Genomic DNA, 10,721 nt, shown 5'->3' with positions numbered 1-10,721 from the left:
AGCTACCGCGTCAAAGTTTGATTGCTAATAAAAAGTGAGGTCGGGATCTTTTGTCCCAACCTCATTTTTTTCTAACCTTATAAGATTTAATCCTGCATCTGGCGTTTCACCTGATAAGGGAGATACAAAATTTGTAAGACCAATCCAGCTCCAAGGAGAGCTAAAAGGGCTAGTTTTTCTTGGAGGGTAATCAACCCAACTAGCAGTTGAACCAATAAAACAAAACCAGTCAATCCTCGGACAACTGCCTGTAACCCTTTTTCCTTTTGTCCCTTGTTTAGCGGGAAAAGTTGGGTCAAATATTGGTAATCAAAGGCATGATAGAGGGCCAGCAACTGAAAGAGCAAGAGATAGTTAAATAAAACCACTACTGCTGCGGCTATCCAAGCTTGCTCGATAAAGATCAACGCCAGCAAGGATAGGAAGAGGAGACGAAGGCTGAGGGCAAAGAGGTCTCCATTTCGCAGATAAGAACGAAGATAGAGGTTCTGCCAGATCTTGCTCGGCACCTTCTGAACAACTTTAAGAATAAAGTCTAGATAGGCACGACGCTTGACGCTGTTTGAAATTCCCTTGACTTGGGTAAAGAGGGCAAAGAAGCGAAGCAAGAACTGCTTGCGTTTACTTTCTTGGGCAATCACATAGTCCCAGTCAAGATGATTTGCACTAAAAAACTTGCCAGCCTTTTTCTGAAACAGGAAATATTTCCCGACTCCCAAAAGAAGAACATAAACACCAAAAACTCCTAAGCCCAAGCCCATGGCTAAAAATAGAGGGGCAAAAAGAAGCAAAAAGAGAGTCTGTACACTAACCCAAAAGATGAAGGAAACTAGGCTGTGCTTTTGGATATGTTCTCTTACTTCTTCTTCAGCTACTAAGAGAAAGAGCTTATCAGGCGCTTCCACATAGGTCGCTATCCCACCCCAAAGTAAGAGTAAAACAGAGACAATCCCAATTAAACCTAGGATTGGTAAGTGATTCTCAGGAAAATGCTGGAGCAGTTGACTATACTGATAGGCTAGAAAACCTACCAAGACCAGTAAAAACAAGACAAAATGGTCATTGAGCACATAGCGCAGATAACCGACACACTCTTTACGAAATGCCTGCTTTCGCTTTAGAAACAAGTCTTTCATCGGTCCTCCTCTTTGGTCAAAGCCAAATAGATATCATTGAGACTTGCTTGAGGCATAGCAAAAGCTTGTCTCAACTCTTCAAGATCCCCTTTAGCTCTCACTTGACCTTTGTGAAGAATAACAAAAGAATCACACATTTTTTCAGCAGATTCAAGAACGTGGGTACTCATGAGGATAGACTTCCCTTTTTTCTTTTCAAGATCCAGAAGCTGAATCAAGTCAGAAATAGCCAAGGGATCAAGACCAAGGAAAGGTTCATCGACGATAAAGAGACTCGGATCCACTACAAAAGCACAGATAATCATGACCTTCTGCTTCATCCCTTTTGAAAAATGAACAGGGAACCAGTCCAATTTCTGGTCCAAACGAAACATTTTTAACAAGGATTCTACTCGCTCAAAAGCTACTTTCTGCTCAATACCATAAGCCATAGCAACCGTCTCGATATGTTCTCTGAGAGTCAATTCCTCGTACAAACTAGGAGTTTCAGGAATGTAACCAATCTGCTGACGATATTCTCGAGGATTGTCACGTAAAGTTAGTCCGTCGATGTTTATTTCTCCACTATAAGGTGTCAAAAGTCCAATAATTTCATTGATGGTCGTTGATTTTCCTGCACCATTGAGACCAATCAAACCGACCAACTGTCCACTTTCGACTGTAAAGGACACATCTTTCAAGACAGGGACATGAACATAGCCCCCTGTCAGGTTTTTAATTTCTAACATATTTTCTCCAAATCTGGTATAATGTAGCTATATTATATCAAAATTCAATACAGTAGAGGTAGATTTTATGTCAGATTGCATTTTTTGTAAAATTATCGCAGGGGAGATTCCCGCATCAAAGGTTTACGAAGATGATCAAGTTCTTGCCTTCCTTGATATCTCACAAGTAACACCTGGTCACACCTTGGTCGTACCAAAAGAACACTACCGCAATCTTTTAGAAATGGATGCTACAAGTGCTAGCCAACTTTTCGCCCAAGTACCAAAGATTGCTCAAAAAGTCATGAAAGCTACCAAAGCTGAAGGTATGAATATCATCGCCAACTGCGAAGAAGTCGCTGGACAAACCGTTTTTCATACCCATGTCCATCTAGTTCCTCGTTATGGTGCAGATGACGACCTAAAAATTGACTTTATCGCACATGAACCAGACTTCGACAAACTTGCTCAAGTCGCTGAAACAATCAAAAACGCTTAAGGAGTCACTATGAAACTATCAAATTTACTACTTTTTGCAGGCTCTGCAGTCGGTTCATACCTCCTCGTTAAGAATCGCCAAGCTATCACTGAAGAAGTTCTAGATACTACTGATCGCGTTGAAGCCATTAAGGATGACTTGGATATCATCCAAGATAGCCTGCAAATTATCGACCAACAAAAAGAACTCATCAAGGAATATCAAAAAGATTTGACCTATAAGTTTAAAGTCTTAGAAAGGGATATCCAAACTAGACTAGCTGTGATAAAAGAAATGCAGGAACTTGAAGATAAGTAAAAAGAACCCGACGGCTCTTTTTTAAAACGTAAACAAGTTATATCCCATCAACTATACATCATAATTTAGGCAACTCATTCACCATTTCATAACCAAATCGAATGCTTTCCCAGACTTTCCGCCGTAATGAAAACACCTGAAACAGTTTGGTTTCAGGTGTTCGGAAACTTTGAGACCTAGGCTCAAAGTTTAGGTATGGAACTTCAAAGAGGTCGCTACCGTCCGTCATTACCTAAGGAAAGTCTTAAAAATCTACAAACAAAAAGAGCCCAACGGCTCTTTTTACTTTATGCTTTATTCTCCTTCAAAGGCATCCTTAATATGGTCAAAGAAGCCTTTTTTCTTTGGATTGACTTTTAGATCACCTGCAGCTGCGAATTCTTTCAAGGCTGCTTTTTGTCGTTCGTTCAAGCCTGTTGGAGTCACGACATTGACAGTAACGTATTGGTCACCAAGGGCACCACCACGAAGGCTAGGCGCACCTTTACCGCGTAGACGGAATCGTTTACCAGTCTGAGTTCCTTCTGGAATGACTAATTCTACATCACCATGGACTGTAGGAATGTCTACTGTATCACCAAGTGCTGCTTGAACAAAATTGAGATTCAAATTGTAGAAGATAGTGGTTCCTTCACGTTCAAACTTATCACTAGCTTCAACTGAAACCACCACGTACAAGTCACCATATGGTCCACCGTTAAATCCTGCTTCACCTTGACCAGCTAGGCGGATCTGTTGACCTGTTTCCACACCAGCAGGGATTTTTACGTGTACGCTATGGGCTTGTTTTTCATGACCAGTTCCATGACAGGTTGTACATGGATCTTTGATTTCTTGACCACGGCCATGACAGACATCACAGGTTACTTGGCGACGCATCATACCAAGAGGTGTTTGGGTATCAACATTGATCACACCTGAACCATGACAGCGTCCACAAGTGACTGGACTTGTTCCAGGTTTAGCACCAGACCCATTACAAGTACGACAACTTGCCTCACGATTGTATTTGACTTCCTTTTCTGTACCAAAAATAGCTTCTTCAAAAGTCAAATGAACGCGATACTGGAGGTCGTCACCTTGACGAGGGGCGTTTGGATTACGTGATGCACCGCCACCACCAAAGAAGCTTGAGAAGATATCTTCAAATCCGCCAAAGCCACCTGCTCCGTCGAAGCCTCCGAAACCGCCAGCACCACCAAAACCACCATTGGCACCAGCAGCACCATATTGATCATAGGCAGCACGTTTCTGTTCATCGCTCAAAGTTTCATAAGCTTCTTGAACTTCCTTGTACTTGTCCTCAGCACCAGGATCCTTGTTGATATCTGGGTGATATTTTTTAGATAATTTCCGATAGGCCCTCTTGATCTCATCTTGAGATGCATTTTTCGAAACGCCCAAACGGTCGTAAAATTCAGTATTGTTCATACAAGATACTAAGAGCGGACAGAAAGCGACTGAAATTTAGGAAACCCACAAGAAATCCTGATTTCTTAGACGGTTTATCTAATTTCCAAGCTTTCCGCTCGGGTTCAATTCCCCGAACACTCTTTGTCCTTTCTATTGATGTTGTAAATCAAACCTCGATGTAGGTCGGGTTCAATTCCTTTCTTTTATATTGAGTAAGAAACTTCAGAGCTCGGCTACAATTTCCCAAACACTCTTTGTTCCTTTATATAATTTTTATGTAAATCTTTAGAGGGTGTTTTCTATACTTTGCTTCACTTGATCAAACTCTTCATCTGATAGAGTAAATAACAAATCCTCTTCAGAGTACTCTTTTTTTTCTTTAAAATAGTTGTCCGTATTCTCTGCCAACCCTAAACTTAGAATCACTTTTCTTGCAAACTCTTGGTGCGCAAAGCCTATAGCCGTAATGATATTTTTATCTTGAACAACCAGTTTGGATTGGAAATTCTCACGTGGAAGAAATTCAAAATAGTCAAAGAAGTTTTGCCAAATTCCACCTGTAAATTTCGTGTCCTTCAACAAGCCTGCTTTCGCCAATAAAAGTGGCGCTGAAGAAATGGCTGCAATTAAGACATCTTGCTCACCAAGACCTCTCAAAAACGATATCAATTTTTCATCCTGTAGAGCAGGGCCAATGTTAACCATTCCTGGCAAAATCACACAAGAATACTCTTCTATACGGATTTGATCCAATGTTTTGGTCGGTTGACAGGGTAAGCCATCCTCAGATATAACTATCGAATGTTCTGAAGCCACATAATCAATTGTTACGTCAAAAGACAGGGCTAAAGTACTTGTTAAAGTGGTTATCTCATAAAGAGAAAAATTAGGATAAATGATACAAAGTACTTTTTTCATACGCAACATCCTCTATTTTACCGAAAAACAGAGGCTGGGTTGCAACCTCTGGATTTCTTCTTATCATTACGACGTTCAAAAACAAAGTCGATTATACTATGTTTTTGAACTAGTAAGGCTGAATTGAGTTTCAACTAAATTGAGCACGCCCTAACCTCTTGGTGAAAAAGATAAATCTTTCTAGAAACTAAAGTTTCTGCGTCAGATTTCCTATTTTCACTGTGAGGTTTTAACGGGCTTTGCATCTTATTTCTCCGTAAACTCTCCGTCTACGACGTCATCGCCTGCGTTTCCTGTTGCTTGTGCGCCTTCTGCTCCTGCTTGAGCTTGTTGGGCTGCTGCGGCTTGTTCGTAGAGTTTAACTGCAAGTCCTTGAGCTTTTTCGTTCAAGGCTTCAAGTTTTGCTTTCATTTCGTCCAAGTTGTTGTCTTCTTGAGCTTTCTTAAGATCATCAAGGGCAACTTGTGCAGCATCACGTTCTGCATCGAAGCCTTTACCTTCAGTTTCCTTGATAGTCTTTTCAGTCGCAAAGATAGCTTGGTCTACTTCGTTACGAAGGTCTACTTCTTCTTTACGTTTCTTATCTGCTTCAGCGTTCGCTTCAGCATCTTTCATCATGCGGTCGATTTCTTCGTCTGTCAAACCTGAGTTAGATTGGATAACAATTGTTTGTTCTTTTTGAGTTCCAAGGTCTTTGGCCTTAACAGATACGATACCGTTCTTATCGATGTCAAATGTTACTTCGATTTGTGGGATACCACGAGGTGCAGCTGGGATATCAGTCAATTGGAAGCGTCCAAGAGTCTTGTTATCTGCTGCCATTGGGCGTTCCCCTTGAAGAACGTGGATATCAACGGCTGGTTGGTTGTCTGCTGCAGTTGAGAAGACTTGTGATTTAGATGTTGGAATTGTTGTGTTGCGGTCGATGAGTTTTGTGAAGACTCCACCCATTGTTTCAATACCAAGTGACAATGGCGTTACGTCAAGAAGGACAACGTCTTTTACATCACCAGTGATCACACCACCTTGGATGGCAGCTCCCATAGCCACTACTTCGTCAGGGTTCACTGATTTGTTTGGTTCTTTACCAGTTTCAGCTTTAACAGCTTCAACAACGGCAGGGATACGAGTTGAACCACCGACAAGGATCACTTCGTCGATTTCTGACAAGCTCAAACCTGCATCTGAAAGGGCTTGGCGAACTGGAACTTTTGTACGTTCTACAAGATCACGAGTCAAATCGTCGAATTTAGCACGAGTCAAAGTCATTTCCAAGTGAAGAGGTCCAGCTTCACCAGCAGTAATAAATGGCAAGCTGATTTGAGTTGAAGTCACTCCAGAAAGGTCTTTCTTAGCTTTTTCAGCTGCGTCTTTCAAACGTTGAAGAGCCATCTTGTCAGCTGACAAGTCGATGCCGTTTTCTTTCTTGAATTCTGCTACCAAGTAGTCGATGATTTTTTGGTCAAAGTCGTCACCACCGAGTTTGTTATCCCCTGCAGTTGCCAATACGTCAAAGACACCATCACCCAATTCAAGGATAGATACGTCGAATGTACCACCACCAAGGTCAAATACCAAGATTTTTTCTTCTTTGTCTGTCTTGTCCAAACCGTAAGCAAGAGCTGCTGCAGTTGGTTCGTTGACGATACGTTCTACTTCAAGACCAGCGATTTTACCAGCGTCTTTTGTTGCTTGACGTTGAGCATCATTGAAGTAAGCTGGAACTGTGATAACTGCTTTCGTTACTTTTTCACCAAGGTATTCTTCAGCGTAACCTTTCAAGTATTGAAGGATCATAGCTGAAATTTCTTGTGGAGTGTATTCTTTTCCGTTTGCAGAGACTTTTTCAGAAGTTCCCATCTTAGATTTGATAGAGATGACTGTATCTGGATTTGTAACTGCTTGACGTTTTGCAGCGTCACCAACGATAATTTCTCCGTTTTTGAATGAGACTACAGATGGAGTTGTACGGTTCCCTTCTGGGTTTGCGATGATTTTTGATTCAGTTCCTTCAAGAACTGCTACTGCTGAGTTTGTTGTACCTAAGTCAATACCGATAATTTTAGACATGTGTTTTTCTCCTTGTTATTTTTTCTCTTTTTTCTTTTTGATACTCTTCTTAGGTGGCTGCGCCGTCAGAGCTTGACTTCGTCAATCTCTTTGACTAAACTTTGAGCCTAAGGTCTCAAAGTTTGCGCAAATAGCGCCACGGCGAAGAGTATCGCCAATGGTTCGCTTCGCTCACTATTGCAAAGCTGAATAATTTTTTATCTTTCTTCATAGTTTAGTGTCGTTTCGGACAAGGTTTTTATTATGTAAATTGCGACACGAGAAGTCGAAATTATACGCAGTAGCTGATTGGCAGTTCACTTCGCAAATGCTTGTGACCAGCCTAATCACCCTTGCGGGGGTGCGTCAACGAAATCACAGATTTCTGACTTACCGCCTAGTTATACACGACTACCATAGTCGGTCTTAGGATGCGGTCATGGAGTTTGTAACCTTTTTGGAATACTTGTGCGATGGTATCTGCTGGGTGTTCATCGTCTGCTGGGAGAGTTTGGATGGCCATATGATAGTTATGGTCAAATTCGCCATCAGCTGCGATTTCTTCGATACCTTCTTGTTTCAGAGCATGTACCAAACTTTCTTGGACCATTTCCAAGCCCTTCTTCACATCATCTGTCAACCCTTCGACGGCAAGGGCACGTTCGAGGTTATCGAGTGATGGCAAGATAGCTTTTGCCAAATCTTGGCTGCGATAGCGTTGCAAGAGTTGGCGCTCTTCGTTGGCACGGCGCTGAATGTTTTGCATTTCTGCATGGGCACGAAGGTATTTGTTTTCAAATTCCTCGGCACGTTCATTGGCCAAGTCCAATTCAGACTTTTCAGGTCTTGTTTCTTCAGCTGTTTCAACAACTTCCTCTTCTTTTACTTCTTCATTTTTAATATCTTGGGCCATTTTCGCCTCCTTTAATGATTTCAATTTTAATTCACTTCATAGTGATTACTGCTAAGATAGCGGTAAAAATCCGTCAACTTCATGGTTAGAACTCGATTGACAACATTAAGTTGATTAACCAATTGTTGATAATCCAGATTAACTGGACCTATAATCGCAAGAATTCCAAATCCACGATAGGGAATCAGGAACTTACTGCTAATCACTGCTAAGTCAGCAAGACAAGATTCTTGGCTATCCGCAACTCGGACACTTTGCATCTGGTCGCCAATCAGATTTTCTCGAATTTCCAAAGCTACCTTTTGTGGCTGATCAAAGAATTGATAGGCTGCTAGATTAGCGAAATTCAAAAGATTGACTTTCCCAGAAACCACGATATTTTCATTGAACATTTCTTTGAATATATGCTCGACGAGATCCATAACGTTATCCGTTGTTGTAAAGTAACGTTGGATAACTTGCGGAATCTCTGTCCGAATCTTGTAATGAATATCCAAAACAGTTTGATCCAGGAAACGCTCTTGAATCATGGTCTTGAGGCGATTTAAATCCTCCTGCAAGAAATTTCTCGGAATCAAAAACTGACTGGTAACTGTTCTAGACTCATCAAGCGTAAAAACTGCCAGTGCTGTATGTTGTCCAAGGACAACAATATCAAAAGCTGTCAACTTCTGCCTACTTGGTTCAACATCCAGTGCTACAACCGTACAACCACTCAAGTCTGCCAAGATTCTCGTTGCCTCTTGAAGAATATCCTCAAGTTTGAAGAATTCCTGATCAAAGGCTTTTACAATCTCATAAACTTGATTCTCAGCTAAACGGTCGAAGGATAAGGAGTGTTTGACATAGTATTGAAATCCAGCTACACTCGGCATCCGACCACTGGAAGTATGTGCCTTTTCAAGCAAACCTTGCTTTTCTAAAGCCGCCATGTCATTTCGAATGGTAGCACTACTAGAGTTGATAGACTCTTGCAAGGCTTTGGATCCAACAGGTTCGTGCGTTTTGGTAAAGATGTCAATAATCAGATTTAAAATATTCTGCTGACGTTCTGTAACCATCTCGCTACTCCTCTCTGATAGATCTTTTTAGCACTCGTAACCTCCAAGTGCTAACTCATGATTCTATTATACACCCTTAGAAAAGAATGTCAAGACAAAAACTCAAAAAATTAGCACTCTTTTACCAAGAATGCTAAAAATCAGTCTGAGGACCTAGAAAATCATCTTACATTCTCAAGATATTTCTTTTTAAGTCTGTAAAAACTATAGATTAGATATAAAATCATGAGGGCATAAAGGGCAAAAATAAGGAAGAAAGACTGAGAGAGATTTTCGCGAAACAAGCTCATACAAATAGCTAGACCGCCAGAGATAGAAACTGTAGATGTACGAAGTCTAGATTTCACATCAGCCCATCGAAGACGATTGTCCATGAAAGATTGATCATTTAAATCTACATCACAAGTTGCTTTTCGAAAAACAGAATAAGAACAATTTTCCACAAATTCCCATCCTCTATCCTTAATACTTTGTAAATCTACCTCATTTTTTCTAAGATAGCTAGTATTCCACACACGGTAAATCACATCATCTGGTCGGCATTGGTCAAAACAGAAAAAGCCAAAACGATTCGATTTAAATTTCCAACCTTTCAAATGCATCTCATGCAAATAATCTTCTACCTTATCCAAATCAAAAATGGTAAACATTTGAAATTGTACTTTGCTATTCATTGTCTAACCTCCAAAATGGTTTTATTTATCAGATAATTCTTTCCACTTTTGACTCAATCTCCAAAAAATATAAGAAATCTGAATCGCATGGACTATCAATAAAACTCCATCGATTATAACAATCAAAAACATTTCCCAACTGAAAGAACTACCTCCAGTGACAAACTTTGTGAAAACCGGTAGTAGAGCTAAAAAGAGAAGCAAAATAGGAAGCATCCGCCTCGTTAAAATCCGTTTGACCATAGCTAACTTCCCGGCCACGTCGTTATAAATTTCAAACTCCGCATCCGACTCAATTTCAGAATGTGCTTTTCTAAAGTAGGAAAACCCATTAAAGTTTGTAATATGCTCCCAACCACAGTCTTTAAATAGTTGTAAATAGGAGGCTCTCTCTGACTTTTTCATAGGATAAAAGTCCAACTGATAAGACACCTGCTCTGGTTGGCACTTTTCAAAAGTATACTTAACCGCAACTACTAAGTTAGAGTAGGTTACTTCCTTAAGTTTCCAGCCCTGAGCATGCATTCCCCCGAGATAGAGAGCCTCTCTATCATAATCTGCAATGGTACAAATCCGATAAACAACTTTCTTTTCCATCAAAGCTCCTCCCGACTGTTTCTATAGAGCCGCTCAATACGTTTCAACTCAGTCTCTAAAACTTTGCGTCCCAAGTCTGTGATCTGATAGATTTTACGCTTTTCCTCTTCGCGGACAAAGGAAATCAAACCATCCTTTTCCATCTTTGACAAGGTTCCATACATAGTCCCAGGACTAATCGAAACTTGCGAATCCGTCATCTCCTTGACCTTTTGAGTAATACTATAACCATGACCTTCCTTTTGCAGACAGAACAAGATATAAAAGCCTGTTTCCGTCATCGGAAGATAAACTCGACGAACCTTATCTGTTAATTCCATTTACAACCACCTCCTATTCAGTTCGATATATCGCACCTCGTTATATAAAATATATCATACCTCGATATAATTTGCAATCATAACCACCCGTCTAACGGGTGGTTTGCCCCAGGGCTATAAGCCCAAATTACCAGCCA

At 40.7% G+C, this 10,721-nt stretch carries 12 protein-coding genes; 2 read left to right on the top strand and 10 right to left on the bottom strand.

All coding sequences use genetic code 11. The features are described 5' to 3' along the window. Positions 1-86: 86 nt before the first annotated feature. On the bottom strand, positions 87-1,136 hold the full coding sequence (locus ADF68_RS01590) for an ABC transporter permease (RefSeq protein ID WP_049548358.1): 1,050 nt from the start codon (positions 1,134-1,136) through the stop codon (positions 87-89). Continuing rightward, positions 1,133-1,864 (bottom strand): ABC transporter ATP-binding protein, encoded by a 732-nt coding sequence (locus tag ADF68_RS01585; protein WP_049548357.1) that lies wholly within the window; start codon positions 1,862-1,864, stop codon positions 1,133-1,135. Before ADF68_RS01585 ends, ADF68_RS01590 begins: the two co-directional genes overlap by 4 nt. Before the next feature lie 67 nt (positions 1,865-1,931). Here ADF68_RS01585 and ADF68_RS01580 point away from each other — a divergent pair, with 67 nt between their 5' ends. After that, positions 1,932-2,342: an HIT family protein gene (locus ADF68_RS01580; protein ID WP_049548356.1), complete on the top strand. Its 411-nt coding sequence runs from the start codon at positions 1,932-1,934 to the stop codon at positions 2,340-2,342. Positions 2,343-2,351: 9 nt separating this feature from the next. Next, entirely contained in the window at positions 2,352-2,639 is a 288-nt protein-coding gene (locus tag ADF68_RS01575; protein WP_049548355.1) for a hypothetical protein, read from the top strand. A 294-nt stretch (positions 2,640-2,933) separates the two neighbouring features. On the opposite strand, the gene dnaJ is transcribed toward ADF68_RS01575, so the two are convergent. The 8 genes from dnaJ to ADF68_RS01535 all read right to left on the bottom strand — a co-directional run bounded on the left by dnaJ (position 2,934) and on the right by ADF68_RS01535 (position 10,584). Next, entirely contained in the window at positions 2,934-4,070 is a 1,137-nt protein-coding gene (gene dnaJ / locus ADF68_RS01570) for a molecular chaperone DnaJ (RefSeq protein ID WP_001066325.1), read from the bottom strand. Between the two features lie 267 nt (positions 4,071-4,337). After that, a complete protein-coding gene (locus tag ADF68_RS01565; protein ID WP_049548354.1) occupies positions 4,338-4,970 on the bottom strand; it encodes a DJ-1/PfpI family protein in 633 nt (210 codons plus the stop codon). A 246-nt stretch (positions 4,971-5,216) separates the two neighbouring features. Continuing rightward, on the bottom strand, positions 5,217-7,040 hold the full coding sequence (dnaK, locus tag ADF68_RS01560; RefSeq protein ID WP_049548353.1) for a molecular chaperone DnaK: 1,824 nt from the start codon (positions 7,038-7,040) through the stop codon (positions 5,217-5,219). Positions 7,041-7,416: 376 nt separating this feature from the next. Then, on the bottom strand, positions 7,417-7,932 hold the full coding sequence (gene grpE, locus ADF68_RS01555) for a nucleotide exchange factor GrpE (protein WP_049548352.1): 516 nt from the start codon (positions 7,930-7,932) through the stop codon (positions 7,417-7,419). 26 nt (positions 7,933-7,958) lie between these two features. After that, positions 7,959-8,993 (bottom strand): heat-inducible transcriptional repressor HrcA, encoded by a 1,035-nt coding sequence (gene hrcA / locus ADF68_RS01550; protein WP_049548351.1) that lies wholly within the window; start codon positions 8,991-8,993, stop codon positions 7,959-7,961. 161 nt (positions 8,994-9,154) lie between these two features. Further along, positions 9,155-9,667: a DUF2812 domain-containing protein gene (locus ADF68_RS01545; protein ID WP_049548350.1), complete on the bottom strand. Its 513-nt coding sequence runs from the start codon at positions 9,665-9,667 to the stop codon at positions 9,155-9,157. A 21-nt stretch (positions 9,668-9,688) separates the two neighbouring features. After that, a complete protein-coding gene (locus ADF68_RS11610; RefSeq protein WP_049548349.1) occupies positions 9,689-10,264 on the bottom strand; it encodes a DUF2812 domain-containing protein in 576 nt (191 codons plus the stop codon). Beyond that, on the bottom strand, positions 10,264-10,584 hold the full coding sequence (locus tag ADF68_RS01535) for a PadR family transcriptional regulator (protein WP_049548348.1): 321 nt from the start codon (positions 10,582-10,584) through the stop codon (positions 10,264-10,266). The genes ADF68_RS11610 and ADF68_RS01535 overlap by 1 nt, the downstream gene beginning before the upstream one ends. Positions 10,585-10,721: the final 137 nt, after the last annotated feature.

The sequence above is a fragment of the Streptococcus pseudopneumoniae genome, assembly GCF_001068775.1.
GTDB classification, from domain to species: Bacteria; Bacillota; Bacilli; order Lactobacillales; family Streptococcaceae; genus Streptococcus; species Streptococcus pseudopneumoniae_N.
Note: the sequence above shows the minus strand (reverse complement) of the source record. Positions and strands in the feature narration are given on the sequence as shown.

What these genes read in the sequence shown, in the direction of transcription:
- ADF68_RS01565 (WP_049548354.1), bottom strand. Translation starts at nt 4,970, where the DNA reads ATGAAAAAAGTACTTTGTATCATTTATCCTAATTTTTCTCTTTATGAG.
- dnaK (WP_049548353.1), bottom strand. Translation starts at nt 7,040, where the DNA reads ATGTCTAAAATTATCGGTATTGACTTAGGTACAACAAACTCAGCAGTA.
- hrcA (WP_049548351.1), bottom strand. Translation starts at nt 8,993, where the DNA reads ATGGTTACAGAACGTCAGCAGAATATTTTAAATCTGATTATTGACATC.
- ADF68_RS01580 (WP_049548356.1), top strand. Translation starts at nt 1,932, where the DNA reads ATGTCAGATTGCATTTTTTGTAAAATTATCGCAGGGGAGATTCCCGCA.
- ADF68_RS01545 (WP_049548350.1), bottom strand. Translation starts at nt 9,667, where the DNA reads ATGAATAGCAAAGTACAATTTCAAATGTTTACCATTTTTGATTTGGAT.
- dnaJ (WP_001066325.1), bottom strand. Translation starts at nt 4,070, where the DNA reads ATGAACAATACTGAATTTTACGACCGTTTGGGCGTTTCGAAAAATGCA.
- ADF68_RS01590 (WP_049548358.1), bottom strand. Translation starts at nt 1,136, where the DNA reads ATGAAAGACTTGTTTCTAAAGCGAAAGCAGGCATTTCGTAAAGAGTGT.
- ADF68_RS01585 (WP_049548357.1), bottom strand. Translation starts at nt 1,864, where the DNA reads ATGTTAGAAATTAAAAACCTGACAGGGGGCTATGTTCATGTCCCTGTC.
- ADF68_RS01575 (WP_049548355.1), top strand. Translation starts at nt 2,352, where the DNA reads ATGAAACTATCAAATTTACTACTTTTTGCAGGCTCTGCAGTCGGTTCA.
- ADF68_RS11610 (WP_049548349.1), bottom strand. Translation starts at nt 10,264, where the DNA reads ATGGAAAAGAAAGTTGTTTATCGGATTTGTACCATTGCAGATTATGAT.
- grpE (WP_049548352.1), bottom strand. Translation starts at nt 7,932, where the DNA reads ATGGCCCAAGATATTAAAAATGAAGAAGTAAAAGAAGAGGAAGTTGTT.
- ADF68_RS01535 (WP_049548348.1), bottom strand. Translation starts at nt 10,584, where the DNA reads ATGGAATTAACAGATAAGGTTCGTCGAGTTTATCTTCCGATGACGGAA.